Source organism: Nitratireductor sp. XY-223, from assembly GCF_004959855.1.
Taxonomy (GTDB): Bacteria; Pseudomonadota; Alphaproteobacteria; order Rhizobiales; family Rhizobiaceae; genus Hoeflea_A.
On sequence record NZ_SPNT01000001.1, the window covers coordinates 72256 to 87675 of the forward strand.

General features: G+C 63.0%; 12 protein-coding genes and 1 other RNA gene. 11 read left to right on the forward strand and 2 right to left on the reverse strand.

The window, feature by feature from the left end; translation table 11 throughout:
* Positions 1–35: 35 nt before the first annotated feature.
* Entirely contained in the window at positions 36–476 is a 441-nt protein-coding gene (locus tag E4M07_RS00325) for a hypothetical protein (RefSeq protein WP_136656295.1), read from the forward strand.
* A gap of 133 nt (positions 477–609) precedes the next feature.
* Here E4M07_RS00325 and E4M07_RS29990 read toward each other — a convergent pair whose 3' ends face one another.
* On the reverse strand, positions 610–942 hold the full coding sequence (locus E4M07_RS29990; protein ID WP_136656296.1) for a YegP family protein: 333 nt from the start codon (positions 940–942) through the stop codon (positions 610–612).
* Positions 943–1421: 479 nt separating this feature from the next.
* Here E4M07_RS29990 and E4M07_RS00335 point away from each other — a divergent pair, with 479 nt between their 5' ends.
* Positions 1422–2222 carry a methyltransferase domain-containing protein gene (locus E4M07_RS00335; protein WP_136656297.1) on the forward strand — a complete coding sequence of 267 codons (801 nt, stop codon included), beginning with the start codon at positions 1422–1424 and terminating at the stop codon, positions 2220–2222.
* A gap of 124 nt (positions 2223–2346) precedes the next feature.
* Here the strand turns inward: E4M07_RS00335 and E4M07_RS00340 are convergent, their stop codons facing one another.
* The gene (locus tag E4M07_RS00340; protein ID WP_136656298.1) at positions 2347–4200 is read right to left on the reverse strand and encodes an ABC transporter ATP-binding protein; all 1854 of its coding nucleotides are present in this window, start codon (positions 4198–4200) and stop codon (positions 2347–2349) included.
* A 200-nt stretch (positions 4201–4400) separates the two neighbouring features.
* Here E4M07_RS00340 and rnpB point away from each other — a divergent pair.
* The 9 genes from rnpB (at position 4401) to E4M07_RS00385 (ending at position 15420) form a co-directional block, all read left to right on the forward strand.
* Positions 4401–4823, forward strand: an RNA gene (rnpB, locus tag E4M07_RS00345) — RNase P RNA component class A.
* Positions 4824–5161: 338 nt separating this feature from the next.
* Positions 5162–5620 carry a division/cell wall cluster transcriptional repressor MraZ gene (mraZ, locus tag E4M07_RS00350; RefSeq protein WP_136656299.1) on the forward strand — a complete coding sequence of 153 codons (459 nt, stop codon included), beginning with the start codon at positions 5162–5164 and terminating at the stop codon, positions 5618–5620.
* Complete coding sequence (rsmH, locus tag E4M07_RS00355) at positions 5617–6645, forward strand: 16S rRNA (cytosine(1402)-N(4))-methyltransferase RsmH (protein WP_136656300.1); 1029 nt, start codon at positions 5617–5619, stop codon at positions 6643–6645. The genes mraZ and rsmH overlap by 4 nt, the downstream gene beginning before the upstream one ends.
* 5 nt (positions 6646–6650) lie before the next feature.
* Complete coding sequence (locus tag E4M07_RS00360; protein WP_136656301.1) at positions 6651–7016, forward strand: hypothetical protein; 366 nt, start codon at positions 6651–6653, stop codon at positions 7014–7016.
* Positions 7017–7057: 41 nt separating this feature from the next.
* Positions 7058–8752, forward strand: coding sequence for a penicillin-binding protein 2 (locus E4M07_RS00365; protein ID WP_246660373.1), 1695 nt, complete (start codon positions 7058–7060; stop codon positions 8750–8752).
* 81 nt (positions 8753–8833) lie between these two features.
* The gene (locus tag E4M07_RS00370) at positions 8834–11743 is read left to right on the forward strand and encodes a UDP-N-acetylmuramoyl-L-alanyl-D-glutamate--2,6-diaminopimelate ligase (protein WP_136656303.1); all 2910 of its coding nucleotides are present in this window, start codon (positions 8834–8836) and stop codon (positions 11741–11743) included.
* Positions 11743–12846 (forward strand): phospho-N-acetylmuramoyl-pentapeptide-transferase, encoded by a 1104-nt coding sequence (mraY, locus tag E4M07_RS00375; protein ID WP_136656304.1) that lies wholly within the window; start codon positions 11743–11745, stop codon positions 12844–12846. Before E4M07_RS00370 ends, mraY begins: the two co-directional genes overlap by 1 nt.
* Positions 12847–12850: 4 nt before the next feature.
* The gene (gene murD, locus E4M07_RS00380; RefSeq protein ID WP_136656305.1) at positions 12851–14257 is read left to right on the forward strand and encodes a UDP-N-acetylmuramoyl-L-alanine--D-glutamate ligase; all 1407 of its coding nucleotides are present in this window, start codon (positions 12851–12853) and stop codon (positions 14255–14257) included.
* Between the two features lie 2 nt (positions 14258–14259).
* Positions 14260–15420, forward strand: coding sequence for a putative peptidoglycan glycosyltransferase FtsW (locus E4M07_RS00385; protein ID WP_136656306.1), 1161 nt, complete (start codon positions 14260–14262; stop codon positions 15418–15420).

Sequence of the window (15420 nt, forward strand, 5' to 3'; positions counted from 1 at the left end):
GTCCCAGCCTGAAGAAGGGAATTTCTTCGATCTGGATGCCGAACAGCGAATCCGCTGCTGAGCTGATTGAGCATTCATTGCTGGAAATACTGTCGTTGCCGAATCTGTCGCAAAGGGGCTCGGCCAATGCCGATGACCTGGCGATTGATATCACCGTTTCCGACTATGATCTGGGTTGTTTCCAGCTGTTATACGCCCACCAGTTCAGCGTTCCGCTGGTCTGGCGGCCGGAAGTTATCATGACGGCCCGCGTCTACGCGCCAGGTTCCAACAACACGATTTGCGCTCATACCGTGCGGTACAAACCCGGTTGGATCAAATGGATCCGCATGAACCTGAACTTGCGCAAACACCTGAAGGAATTGGGCAAGTACAATCCCCGGGATGCAAAGTCGGCTGTCGGTACCGACGATCTGAAATACTTCGTGCGGCAGTCCTGCGTGGATTTGCTCATCAAGGTCCAGCGGGATATCTGACATCCGCCTTCGGCATCCAGATGCCGCGATCAAACAAGCCGTTCTGTCCGGTAACGGAACGGCCGCAGGCAGTTTTCTCCGGTGCGCCGGACCGCGTTGGGATTGAAGCCCAACGGGACTCGGCAATGATGGATCAGGTCAGGTCTTCGAGCTTGGCGCCGGGTGCGTTCTTCTTGACGGACGCGATGCCGTTATCGCGTGACGAGGCGCTCTCGTAGGACTCGCTGGTGCCGATGACCTGACCGTTGGTCGCCTTGAGATTGAAGCGGTGCTTGCCGCCTTTTGTCTCCGTGCGATCGAAGCGCGCATCTTCGGCGGAATTCTTGCGGACCGACTCGATGCCGTTCTCGGCGCTGGCGCGCTGCTTGTAGCCTTCACTCGCCAGGATGATCTGGCCGTTTCCCGCCTTGAGGCGAAAACGGAACTCGCCAGCCTTGTCCTTGTAAAGCTCAAATTTACCTGCCATGAACTATTTCTCCCTTTTGTACTTCGTGGAACTGGAAACCTAACTAAGCGTCATACGGTTCGCAAATACAAACCGTCTCTATTCACTGGGAAATACGATTTTTCGTAATATTGGCATTTCAGCTACGGTGAAATAGCTATCGGTGTAGAGACCTGGGTCTGGGATACGCGCAAGCCAGCGGCATCCGTGAGGGTATAGCGCGCCAAGAACGCCTCCTTTTCAGGAAACTTGAATCACGCCGACAAGTCTGCGCCCAATGTTGGCATCCGCTTCAGAACTGCACCTTGCACTCCGCAGGCTATCGTCTGAAGAGAGCCCGGAGTTGATATTCAACAACTGTTTTGAATGGTAACCAGGAGGCAAACGGTTCACTTGGTGTCCATGGAAATGTGCGGGGCATCTGCTAACCTATCGGTGTCGAGGCACAATTGCGGAAACTCGCCCACAAGACCGGTGGGCCACGACAAGCGGAGTTTCTTATGACGGATCCATTTCAAAATGTGGAAGCGGGTGGCGCGGAGTTTATTGAAACGGTCGTTGGCGCCCTGGAAACTCGTGCCGGCGAGCCGGTGATGGTTGAAATCGTTGAACGATATTTGGACGAACTCGACTTTATAGATGGCGGACTGCACGTGGAAATAGGCGCGGGTACAGGCGCTATTGCACGAAGAATAGCCACGCGTGCCGTCAATGGTCAGGTTATTGCGTCAGAGCCGTCTGCCGGTCTGGTCGAAGCGGCGCGCAAATTGGCGGATGGCGCATCTAACTTGAAGTTTGAGACTGGTGACGGAGCAGCTCTGCGCTTCGAGGACGGCTCGGTGGACAATGTTGTGATGCACACCGTTCTCAGCCATGTCGTTGAACCGGCTGTTCTTCTGAACGAGGCGTTCAGGATATTGAAACACGGCGGGCGTCTGGCCGTATGTGATGCCGACTTTGAGAAGACTTCCCTCGCCAATGCACTGGCCGACCCACTCGATGCCTGCGCAAAATATTTCGCGGAGCATTTTGTTACCGACAAATTTCTCACAGGCAAATTGCGTGGGCTGGTGAAGGCTGCCGGACTAACAGTTGAGCAATTCCGCATCACGAGCCGGACCATCACGGCGGGCATGGGTGGAATGACCTGGGTTGGTATGGCCAGCATGCATATGGTCAAAAGCGGCTTGATTGGTCAGGAGCTCGCAGACGCCTTGGCAGCCGAATACAAGCGCCGCGAAAGCGCTGGAGCGCTTTATGGTCACCAGCCCTTTGTTACGCTTGTTGCCAGAAAACCATAAGGCCGCGCGCCGGGGGTCGGAGTCGAGGGCAAACGGAATGCTCGCTGCAGGTCTAAGGCGGCCTGGTTAAGCCAATCGGACCGATTTTCCACCGTCACATGTTCCAACCTAACTCAGTATTGCTCTAGTCGATGGCGTCGGCGATATAGCCTCCGGTCTGCCGCTGCCAGAGCCGGGCGTAGATGCCGCCGCGATCCAGAAGCTCCGCCGGGGTTCCCTCCTCGACGATACGGCCATCGTCCAGCACCACGATCCTGTCCATGCTGGAAATCGTCGACAGGCGGTGGGCAATGGCTATCACCGTCTTGCCCTCCATCAGCAGCGCCAGCTTGTCCTGCACCGCTGCCTCGGCATCGCTGTCCAGCGCCGAGGTCGCCTCGTCGAGCACGAGTATCGGCGCGTCCTTCAAGAGGACGCGGGCGATGGCGATGCGCTGGCGCTGTCCGCCGGAGAGCTTCACCCCGCGGTCTCCGACGAAGGCCCCGTAGCCGGTGCGCCCCTCGCTGTCCTTCAGATCGGCGATGAAACGGTCGGCTTCGGCCATCGATGCCGCGTGTTCCATCTCCTCCTGCGATGCGCCGGGCCGGCCGTAGCGGATATTGTCGCCGACCGATCGGTGCAGCAGCGAGACGTCCTGGGTGACGACGCCGATGCTGTCGCGCAGGCTTTCCTGGGTGACGCTGCGGATGTCCTGGCCGTCGATGGAGATCGCTCCGTCCTTCAGTTCGAAGAACCTCAAGAGCAGGCTGACCAGCGTGGATTTTCCCGCCCCGGAAACCCCGACCAGGCCGACCTTCTCGCCGGCATGAACCGTAAGGGACAGGTCGTGGATTACCTTCTGACTATGTTGGTAGGCGAAGCGGACATGGCTGAACGCGACCGCGCCGTCCGTCACGTTCAGCCTTGCGGCATCGGGCGCGTCGGTGATGGTCGGCGGCGTTGTCACCACGGGCATGGCGTCGCGGATGGTGCCCACGGCCTGAAAAATCTGCTGCCCCATCTGCAGGAACGCACGCGCGTTGCCCGAGAGCCGCTGGACGACCGCGATCGATGCGGCGAACTGGCCGATCGTGACGAAGCCGTCGACCAGGCCCCAAAGCCCGATGGCCATGTTGCTGAACACCAGGAAAACGTTGAGAAGGATGACGTAGCTGTCCGTCGTCAGGAAGATGCGCCCTTCCTTCTGCTGGGTGTCAATGGCCTTGCCCATGATGGAGCGCAGGGCACCCGCCTCGCTGTCTTCGGCGGCGAACAGCTTCACCATCTGGATGTTGCCGTAGAGATCGGTCATGGCGCCGACGACGAGGCTGCGCGCCTTTGCGGACCGGCGGGCGCGTTCGGAAAAGTGCGGCACCGCCTTCACGGCAATGACGACGTTGGCAACGATCCAGATAAGAACCGGGATCGCCAATGCCCAGGAGAGCGCGGCCAGCAATATAAGCGCGCCGACAAACTGGACGAAGAAGTGCGGGACGCTCTGGAAGGCGACGACGATCTGCTGCTGGACCGCCAAGGCCACCTGCGAAATGCGCGCCGCGATCTGGCCGGCATAAAGATCGTGGAAGAAGGCGAGGTCCTGGTGCTCGACGGCCTGGTGGCCCTGCCACAGCATGGCGGCGGGCATGCATACGGAGACGACCTGCGAGCGCAGTGCGTTGGCAAGGAAAATGAAAAGCGGCAGCAGCGGGCAGAACAGAAAGCCAAGAACGACGAGCAGGGGCCAGTCCTCCTGCAGAAACAGCGCCGCACCCTTTTGGGCCACCCCGTCAACGATGACCGAAATACCCCAGATCACCGCGAGATTGATGCTCTCGACCATGACGCTGAAGATGACGATGGCCGCCAGGACGCCGCGAAACATGCTCGCGAAATGCAGGACGAGCGCGAACGGGCCGCGCGCCGGCAGGGGCTCAAAGGGAATGTCCAGCGGGCGGACGAGGGTCTCGATGCGGCGGTACACGAAATCGGATATCGACATGGCGGCTCGGGTCAGCGAACTGGAAGGAGGAGACGGGGGAATCGCCGGCATTTAAGCACGGATCAGGGGCAGCGAATATGCGCGATGCAATTATTGCGATAGGCGGGCGTTCATCGGGCCGCAAAATCGGGTGGTAAAGCTGTACTCCCAAATTGCTGGATTTACTGGCAATTCGTGCCCATCTTCGCTATCAGAAGCTGCCAGCCGGCCGGACAGCCGCGCTCCGCAAAGGCCGAAAGGCGCGGGGTGAGGAAAGTCCGGGCTTCACGGAAACACGGTGCCGGATAACGTCCGGCGGGGGTGACCCCAGGGAAAGTGCCACAGAAAGCAAACCGCCCCGCCAGTATTCCGGTCCCGCTGTTGCCGGACCCGAATACCGGCGGGGTAAGGGTGAAAGGGTGGGGTAAGAGCCCACCGCGTTCCTGGCAACAGGAACGGCACGGCAAACCCCACCGGGAGCAAGACCGAATAGGGATGACGCGGGGCGCAAGCCCCACCCCGTTTCCGGGCAGGTCATCCGGGTAGGTCGCTAGAGGCAGGGTGCAAGTCCTGTCCCAGAGGAATGGCTGTCGCCGCCGCCTTGGTGCGCGGTACAGAACCCGGCTTACAGGCCGGCTGGCACCTTTCTTCCCGATACATAGACAACGAATCAGTTCGAATTGCCGGCTAAGCGAATCCGCCTAAGCGTTGGTGCAATCCCCTGAAAATTAGCGATTCATTAACCATAAGGGCGGTTTTGTGGGGTCCGTGAAACCAGTTTTGAACAGGCTTGTCCCATTGACGCCCAAATCATCCCATGATATCCCAAACGGACTGAGAGAGGGGTGTTCAGGCGTAGCCCGACAGCGGGTCCGGTCCAGGCGTTGCAACGCGGCGCCGGTCAGCCCGCGCAGCTTGCGGTCAGAAATCTCCGGAGGCGGCATGTTATGGTCTTCAGGCCTGGAAACGGCGGTTTTGCGTTATGAACCGGTTCCTGTCGAATGCGACGAACAAGATCGATGCGAAGGGTCGGGTGTCCGTACCGGCCCAGTTTCGCAACGTTCTGACGCGTCTCGACATTCAGGAACTCTATGCCATCCAGGACTTCATCTATCCGGCAGTGACGGTCGGCGGACCGGACCTGCTCGACCGCTACGAGCGGCAGATCGACGAGGGCGACCCGTTCTCCGTCGATGCCAACGACATGTCGCTGCTCATTCACGGGGGCGGCGTGTTCCTGAAGCTGGACGGCGAGGGCCGTCTGATGGTGAGCGACTTCATACGCGACTACACGGGCATTTCCGACCAGGTGACCTTTGTCGGCCGGTCGGACCATTTTCAGTTGTGGGATCCTGTTCGATACGAGGAAAAACGACAGGAAGCCCTGAGCCGGCGCATGGCGGGGGTACAGCCTCGCGCCGGTCAAGGAGAGGCGGGATGACAGCGCACTCTGGCGGCATGGACCATGACGCCGGTGGCGGACCTGTGCGCCACATCCCGGTTCTCCTTAACGAGGTCCTGTCCGCGCTGCAGCCGGAGCGCGGACAGGTCGTCCTCGACGGAACATTCGGCGCCGGCGGCTATACAAGGGCCATTCTGGACAAGGGCGCGAAGGTCATTGCGCTTGACCGCGACCCGAATGCGATCGCCGGCGGCCAAGACCTGGCCGCGGCTTACCCGGGCCGGCTGGAATTGATCGAAGCACGTTTCAGCGGGCTCGCTGACCATGCGCCCGACGGCGGTCTCGACGCCGTGGTGCTCGATATCGGCGTTTCGTCCATGCAGATCGACGAGGCCGAAAGAGGCTTTTCCTTCCAGAAGGACGGTCCGCTCGACATGCGCATGTCGGAAAGCGGCGCCAGTGCGGCCGATGTCGTCAACACATTGAAGGTCTCCGACCTGACCCGCGTTTTCGGACTGCTGGGCGAGGAAAAGCAGGCCGGCCGTATCGCCCGCGCCATCGATGCGCGGCGCAAGGAGGAGCGTTTCTCCTCGACCCGGGACCTCGCCGCGCTGATCGAAGCGGTCAAGCCGCGCAGGGCGCGCGACAAGATTCACCCGGCGACCCGGGTTTTCCAAGCGCTGAGGATTTTCGTCAACGAAGAACTGGCGGAACTCGCGGCGGCGCTCTTTGCCGCCGAGTGCGCCCTGAAGCCCGGCGGCCGCCTTGCCGTCGTGACCTTCCATTCGCTTGAAGACAGGATCGTCAAGCGCTTCTTCCAGGACCGGTTCGGCAAGGGCGGCGGCGCGTCCAGGCACCTGCCGGCAGCCGTCGCGGAACCCGCCACCTTCGAGCCTGTCGGCAAGCCTGTTGTCGCGGCGAGCGAAGAGGAAGCGGCGAGAAATCCCCGTGCGCGCTCGGCCAAGCTGCGGGCCGGACGGCGCACCGCGGCGGCGGCGCGATCCGCCGATTATTCGCTATTCGGACTGCCGGACCTGCCGGCCGTCACTTCCACAGGAGACTGACTGCGGTGCTGCGGACCATCGACTTCATCATTATCGGCGTGATGGCGGCAGCGGCCGTGCTGACATTTCACGTAAAGTACCGGGCCGAGGAACAGCTCGCGGAAATCAAGCGCCTGGAAGCCGAAATCCGACTCGAGGAAGACACGATCGATCTTCTGCGCGCAGACTGGAGCCTCCTCGTTCAGCCGGGGCGCCTGCAGGAGCTGGTGGACGCCCACCGGGAGGAGCTCGGGCTGGAAATCACCGAGCCGCACCAGATGGTGCTTCCCGAAGAGCTGCCCGCGCGCGTGCGCGACCTGCCCGAGCCCGTGCGCGAGATGCTGGCCGACGCCCCCGATTCCAACACCGTGACAGGATCGGTTGCGCAATGAACCGTCTCCTCAAGCGCACAAGGCAGCGATTGCGACGGCGGATGGGCGTTCCCAGATCCGCATCGGGCGCCGCGATCGTCGTCGACGGCGCCCGAAAATCGTCCGGCCACCAGACACGCAACCGCATCATTCTGGTGATGATCGGCGTGTGCGTGGTCTATGCCGTGATCGCCGGACGGCTGGTCCAGTACGGTTTTCGTGACCTCGCCACCGTAGCGAGCATCGCCCGCGGCAGCGAGCTGCTTGCCTCGCGGCCGGACCTCCTGGACCGCAACGGCAAGGTTCTGGCGACGGATATCCGAACGGTCTCGCTTTATGCCCAGCCGCACAAGATTACCGATCCCGACGAGGTGATCGAAGCCCTTGCCACCGTCCTGCCCGAGCTCGATGCCCGCACCGTGTACCGCAAGCTGAGGTCGCAATCGCAGTTCCAGTGGCTGCGCCGGCAACTGACGCCCAAGCAGCAGAGCGAAATCCTGGCGCTCGGCATTCCGGGCGTCGGCTTCCGCCCGGAAAAGCGGCGCTTCTATCCGGGCGGCCCGACCGCCTCGCATATCGTCGGCCATGTCAATATCGACAACAAGGGCATTGCCGGGATGGAGAAATATGTCGACGGGCAGGGTCTTGCGGACCTGGCCGCCGCCGGCCTGACCATCGAGCAGCAACTGGAACCGGTGCGCCTGTCGGTCGATCTGCGCGTGCAGCACATCGTCCGAGACGAGCTTGCGGCCGCGATGCAGCGCTATCAGGCGATCGCCGCCGGCGCCGTCGTGCTCAACGCCAAGACCGGCGAAGTCCTGGCGATGTCGTCCCTGCCCGACTACGACCCGAACCTTCCGGCACAGGCGCTCGAAAAGGACCGGCTCAATCGCATGTCCGCAGGAACCTACGAGATGGGTTCGACCTTCAAGGCGTTCACGACGGCCATGGCGCTGGATTCCGGCCTGGTGACCATGGAAGACAGTTTCGATGCGCGGCGTCCGATCCGCATCGCCGGCCACACGATCAGCGATTTTCACGGCAAGCACCGGGTGCTGACGGTCCCGGAGATCTTCATCTATTCCTCCAATATCGGCACGGCCCGGATGGCCGACGTGGTCGGAATCGAGCGGCAGCGGGACTTCCTGACGCGCATCGGCCTGCTGACGCGCATGCAGACCGAGCTTCCGGAGGTGACCAAGCCGAGCCAGCCGAAGGTCTGGAAGAAGATCAACTCGATCACCATCTCCTTCGGCCACGGTGTCGCGACAACGCCGCTGCAGACGGCGATGTCGGCAGCGGCCATGCTCAATGGCGGTCTCCTGATCCCGCCGACCTTCCTGCCGCGCAGCGAAGCCGAGGCGCAGACCGTCGCCCGCCAGGTCATCAGGCCGGAAACGAGTGCCGCGATGCGCTATCTCATGCGGCTGAATGTCGAGAAGGGTTCCGGCAGGCGCGCCGAGGTCCCCGGTTTCCGGGTGGGCGGCAAGACCGGCACGGCGGAAAAGGTGGTCAACGGCCGCTATTCGTCGGACGTGCGGTTCAACGCCTTCCTTTCCGCCTTTCCGATCGAAAACCCCCAATTCGTGGTGCTGGTGATCATCGACGAACCGAAACCGGCGGAGGGACAGAAATCAGCGACCGCGGGCCTGAATGCCGCACCGACGGTCAAGGCGATCATCCGGCGCTCGGCGGCGCTTCTCGGCGTCCGGCCGTCATTCGGTGAAGGCGATGCCGCCTTGCTTGTGTCATATTGAGTCTGACATAAGCACGTTTAATTCTACGGACTTCCGATTTCCCGGAAGTTCCGCAAGTCAAGGGAACGTTGGCACCGAAAGATGAAGCTGAATGAACTGGCGGCGGACCTCGCCACTATCCCGGCGGACCTGACCCAATTGGAGATCGCAGGCCTTTCGGCCGACAGCCGGGACATTCGACCGGGTTATCTCTTCGTGGCGATTGCCGGCCAGTCGCAGGACGGTGCGCAATTCATTGCCGATGCGGCGCAGAACGGCGCCGTGGCGGCCGTCGCCTCGGCACAAAGCGAGTTCGACGATCCGGGCGTGCCGGTCATCCGTGTCGCCGATCCGCGCCTGTTCCTGGCCAAGGCCGCGGCGCGATTTTTCGGCGCGCAGCCGCAGACCATGGTGGCGGTGACCGGAACCGCCGGAAAGACGTCCGTCGCCTCTTTCACCCGGCAGATCTGGGAGCGGGCGGGCATGCCGGCGGCCATGATCGGCACGACGGGCGTGGAAACGCCGACGCGCAAGCAATACGGTCAGTTGACGACGCCCGATCCGGTGGTCCTCCACCGGCTGCTTTCCGATCTTGACGGCGAGGGCATCACCCATTGCTCCATGGAAGCGTCCAGCCACGGTCTCGACCAGCACCGGCTGGACGGGGTGCGGCTCAGCGCCGGGGCGTTCACCAATCTCGGCCGCGACCACCTCGACTACCATGCGAGCATGGAGGACTACTTTGCCGCCAAGATGCGCCTGTTCGAGGCGCTCCTGCGGCCCGGCGCACCGGCTGTCATCTTTGCCGACGATGCCTGGTCCGGACGGGCGATCGAACGGGCCAAGGCGCGCGGGCTGGAGGTGCTGACCGTCGGCCGCAACGGTGAATTCCTGACGCTCAAGCGGGTCGAGCACCAGCGCAGCCAGCAGATTGCCGAAATCCATCACGGCGGCGCCATCTACCAGGTTACCCTGCCGCTGGCGGGGGATTTCCAGCTTTCCAACGCACTGGTGGCCGCAGGCCTGGCGATCGCGACAGGCGTGGCCGCCGGGGCGGCGATCGCCGCACTTGAGCACCTGCACGGCGCGTCCGGGCGGCTCGAGCTGGTCGGCACCACGCAAAGGGGCGTTCCGGCCTATGTGGACTATGCCCACAAGCCCGAGGCGCTGGAGCAGGTATTGCAGTCCGTGCGGCCCTTTACCACCGGGCGTGTCGTCGTGGTGTTCGGCTGCGGCGGCGACCGGGACCGCGGCAAGCGGCCGATCATGGGCGAGATCGCGACACGGCTTGCCGACATGGTGATCGTGACCGACGACAATCCACGCAGCGAGGATGCGGGCAGCATCCGTGCCGAAATCCTGGCGGAGGCGCCCGGCGCGCTGGAGATCGGCGACCGCGCCCAGGCGATCGCCGATGCCGTGGCGATGGTTGCCGAAGGCGATACGCTGGTGGTTGCCGGCAAGGGGCACGAAGAGGGCCAGACCGTAGGCGATACGGTGTTGCCGTTCTCCGACCACGAGGAGATCCGCAAGGCGATCGCCAGGCAATCGCCGCGGGACCGGCTTTGGACGACCGCCGACATGATCGATGCCATGAGCGGCCGCCCCGTCGGCAACCTTCCGGAGGGCATTGACGGCATATCCATCGACAGCCGCTCGATCGGGCAGGGCGAGGCCTTTTTCGCCATCAAGGGCGATCGCTTCGACGGCCATGACTTCACCAGTTCCGCCGTGGCGAACGGTGCGGCGCTGCTGGTGGTTTCGGAGTCCAGGCTTCCCGCGCTCGGACGCGTGCAGGCGCCGATGATCGTCGTCGACGATGTCCTTGAGGCAATGGCCCGGCTGGGCGTCGCGGCGCGGGCCAGAACCAAGGCGCGGATCATCGCGGTGACCGGGTCGGTCGGCAAGACGACGACCAAGGAAATGCTGCGGCACGTGCTGTCCGCACAGGGCAATGTCCACGCCTCCGTGGCGTCTTTCAACAATCACTGGGGCGTGCCGCTGACCCTGGCGCGCATGCCGAGGGACACGGCGTACGGCGTATTCGAGATCGGCATGAACCACGCCGACGAGATCCGTCCGCTGGTCAAGTTGGTGCGACCGCATATCGCCATCGTCACCGCAATCGCCGCGGCGCATCTCGGTCACTTCAAAAACCTGTCGGAAATCGCCGCCGCCAAGGCCGAGATATTCGAGGGCGTTGGGTCGGGCGGCCATGTCCTGCTGAACCGCGACAGCGAGAAATTCGCCCAGCTCAAGAAGACGGCGGCAGCGCTGGACATTGCCAATATCCACGCATTCGGTCAGCACAGGCAGGCCGACATCAGGCTGTTGAACTGGCAGCCGCAGGAAAACGGTTCGACTGCCGAGTTCAATGTCCTTGGCGAGAAGATTTCGGTGTCGGTCGGCGTTCCGGGGCGGCATATCGTGCAGAACGCTTTGGCAGTGGCCGGCGCCGCCAAGCTGGCCGGCGCCGATCTGAGGGTGGCGGTGAAGTCCCTGGCGGACCTTGCGCCATCGAAGGGCCGCGGCACGCGCCATGTGCTGCAGATGGGCGGCGGCGCACTCACGGTCATCGACGACAGCTACAACGCCAATCCGGCATCGATGCGTGCCGGCATCGCATTGCTGCGCGACACGCCGGTCGCGGCGGGCGGGCGGCGCATCGCGGTGCTCGGCGACATGCTGGAACTCGGATCCTTCTCGAAAAAGCTGCATGTCGGGTTGCAGGCGCCCCTTGAGGAAGCCGGAATCGACCTGGTACTGCTCGGCGGTCCGGAGATGGCTGCCCTTAACGATTCACTCGGCGACACACCCACACACCGGCATTTCGACACCGTCGAGGCGCTGCAGCCGGTTCTGCTGGAGACGGTGAGGCCGGGCGATGTCGTGCTGATCAAATCGTCCAACGGGATCGGATTTTCCCGGCTCGTCTCGGCCTTGGTTGACAAGTATCCGGCTGTGTCCGACAGCGGAGCGGGACAAACAATGCGCGAGGGGGTATCCGCCTAATGCTCATCTGGCTCGTCGAACTATCCGATCAATTTCAGATCTTCAATCTTTTCAGATACATAACGTTTCGGACCGGCGCTGCCACCCTGACCTCCGCGATGATCGTCTTTCTGTTCGGGCCGCGAATCATCGCCTCGCTTTCGGTGCGCCAGGGGCGCGGACAGCCGATTCGCGCGGACGGGCCGCAAACCCACTTCAAGAAGGCCGGCACGCCCACCATGGGCGGATTGATGATCCTGACCGGCATCATCGTCAGTTCGGTCCTTTGGGCGGACCTTTCCAACATCTACATCGTCACGACCCTGCTCGTGGCGCTGGGCTTCGGCGCGATCGGGTTTTACGACGACTATCTCAAGGTGACCCAGCAGACGCATCGCGGCATGTCGGGCAAGATGCGCCTGCTTGTCGAGTTCATTATCGCCGGGTTGGCGGTCTACGCCATCATGATCGCGTCCCTGGCGGCCGGCGGTGGCAATGGCGCGAATTTCGGCTCCTCGCTCGCCTTTCCGTTCTTCAAGGATTTCGTCGTCGATCTCGGCTGGTTCTACATCGCGTTCGGCGCATTCGTGGTGGTCGGCGCGGGCAACGCGGTCAACCTGACGGACGGCCTCGACGGGCTTGCCATCGTGCCGATCATGATTGCCGCTGCGTCCTTCGGCGTGATTGCCTATCTTGCGGGCAACGCGCTTTTTGCCAATTACCTGCAGATCAATTTCGTTCCGGGCACGGGCGAACTCTCCGTCGTCCTCGGCGCGGTGATCGGCGCGGGGCTTGGTTTTCTTTGGTTCAACGCGCCGCCCGCCGCCATCTTCATGGGCGACACCGGATCGCTGGCGCTCGGCGGCCTCGTCGGCACCGTGGCCGTCGCCACCAAGCACGAACTGGTCATGATCATCATCGGCGGCCTGTTCGTGGCCGAGGCGCTGTCGGTCATCATCCAGGTCGCGTCGTTCAAGCTCACCGGAAAACGCGTCTTCCTCATGGCGCCGATCCATCACCACTTCGAGCGCCTCGGCTGGACCGAGAGCCAGGTGGTGATCCGCTTCTGGATCATCGCCGTCGGTCTTGCCATGCTCGGCCTTGCTACGCTCAAGCTGCGGTGAGCCGATGATCGTGGCGACCGCTTTTTCGGGATTGACCGTAGCCCTTTTCGGGCTGGGCGGGTCCGGCATCGCCACGGCCCTTGCGCTCATTGCCGGCGACTGCGCGGTCGTCGCCTGGGACGACAATCCGGACCGGGTCGCAGAGGCGTCCGAAGCCGGAATCCCCACACAAGACCTGCGGACGATCGACTGGGCGGGCAAGGCGGCGCTGGTGCTGGCGCCGGGCGTTCCCCTGACCCATCCGAAGCCGCACTGGAGCGTCGATCTGGCGCGCGCCGCCGGGGTCGAGATCATCGGTGACATCGAGCTCTTCGTGCGTCAGCGGCGCATGCAGGCGCCGGGTTGCCCCTTTATCGCCATCACCGGCACCAACGGCAAATCGACCACCACGGCGCTGATCGCCCACATCCTCGAGGAGGCCGGCCGCGACACGCAGATGGGCGGCAATATCGGCACCGCTGTTATGACGCTGGAGCCGCCGAAGGACGGCCGTTTCTTCGTCGTCGAGTGCTCGTCCTACCAGGTCGACCTGGCGCCCTCGATCGACCCCTCGGCCGGTGTGCTTTTGAACCTGTCGCCGGATCACCTCGACCGGCACGGGACCATGCAGCACTATGCGGATGTGAAGGAACGCCTGGTTGCCGGAAGCGACGTGGCGATCGTCGGGACGGACGACCACTGGTGCGCGCTGATCGCGGACCGCCTGGAACGGGCCTCGACCGACGTCATTCGGATCTCCAAGCGCAATGTCCTCGCGGACGGCTATTACGCTGACGGATCGAAGATCATGCGAGCCTCCGGCGGCACGGCGCACACCGTTGCCGACCTGTCGGGCATCGCGACGCTGCGCGGCGCGCATAATGCCCAGAATGCGGCGGCCGCCATCGCCGCCTGCATCGCTGTTGGTCTTTCGGAAACGGAAATCCTTTCCGGCCTCAGGAGCTTCGCTGGCCTTGCGCACCGGATGCAGCCCGTCGGGCGTCGCGGCCGGGTGCTATTCGTCAACGATTCTAAGGCCACGAATGCCGACGCGGCGGCGCCGGCGCTGTCGAGCTTCAAGCGCATCTACTGGATTGCCGGGGGACTGCCGAAGGATGGCGGCATCCGGCCGCTCTCAAGCTGGTTTTCCCATATCGCGAAAGCCTATCTGATCGGCGAGGCAGCGCCGCAATTCGCTGCTACGCTGGGCGACGATGTCGCCTACGAGATTACCGAGACGCTGGATCGCGCTGTCGCCAGGGCGGCGGCGGACGCCGCCGAGGACGGTGACGAGGAACCCGTTGTCCTCCTGTCGCCGGCCTGCGCCAGCTTCGACCAGTACAAGAATTTCGAAATCCGCGGAAACGCCTTTGTCGACTGCGTCGCGCAACTGCCGGATATCACCATGCTCGTGGACCCGAAGGAGGCCTGAAGATGGTAAGCCGCGCTGAACGGGGACCGATTTCGGACTGGTTCTGGACGATAGACCGGTATCTGCTGGCGATCTTCGTCATCCTGATCGGTACCGGTTTCATGCTGTCATTCGCCGCCAGCCCCGGTGTTGCCGAGCGCCTCGACATCGACAATCTGCACTTCGTCAAGAGGCATGCGCTGTTCATCTTTCCGGCGCTTGCGGTGATGATCGGCCTGTCGTTCCTGTCACCGCGGCAGGTCAGGCGCGGCGCGCTGCTCCTGCTGGCGCTGTCCATCGCCATGATGGTGTTCACCCAGTTCTACGGGTTCGAGGCAAAGGGTTCGCGCCGCTGGTTCGCGATTGCCGGTTTCTCCGTCCAGCCGTCGGAGTTCCTGAAGCCGGCCTTTATCGTCATCTGCGCCTGGCTGTTTTCCGAGCATTCGCGCCATCCGGACATTCCCGGGAACCTCTTTGCCATCATCCTGTTCGGCATCGTCGTCGCGCTGCTGGTGGCGCAGCCCGATCTCGGCCAGACGATCCTCGTCGCCATTGCCTGGGGCACGCTGTTCTTCATGGCCGGGATGCCGTGGTTCTGGATCATCCTGCTTGCCTGCGCGGCGATCGGCCTGTTCGTCTCCGCTTATTTCGTGTTTCCGCATGTCGCCGGGCGTATCGACCGGTTCCTGACCGGGGAGGGCGACACGCACCAGGTCGACACCGCCCGCGAGGCGATTGTGCGTGGCGACTGGTTAGGCCAGGGCCCGGGCGAGGGGACCATCAAGCGCATCCTGCCGGACAGCCACACAGACTTCATTTTCTCGGTCGCCGCCGAAGAATTCGGTATCATCTTCTGCCTCGTGCTGGTGCTCGTCTTTGCCTATATCGTGTTGCGCGGGTTGAGCCATGCGAGCCGCGAGGGCGATGAATTCACCCGTCTTGCCATTGCCGGCCTGACCATGCTGATCGGCCTGCAGTCGATGATCCATATCGGCGTCAATCTCGAGTTGCTGCCGGCAAAGGGCATGACGCTGCCGCTGATCTCCTACGGCGGCTCTTCCATGCTGGCGATTTCGATCACCGCCGGCTTCCTGCTTGCGCTGACGCGGCGCAATCCCGAAAAACGGGCGACCGGCAGGCAGGAATCCTATCACGACGCGCCGCTCGGTGCCGGGCAGGTGTAG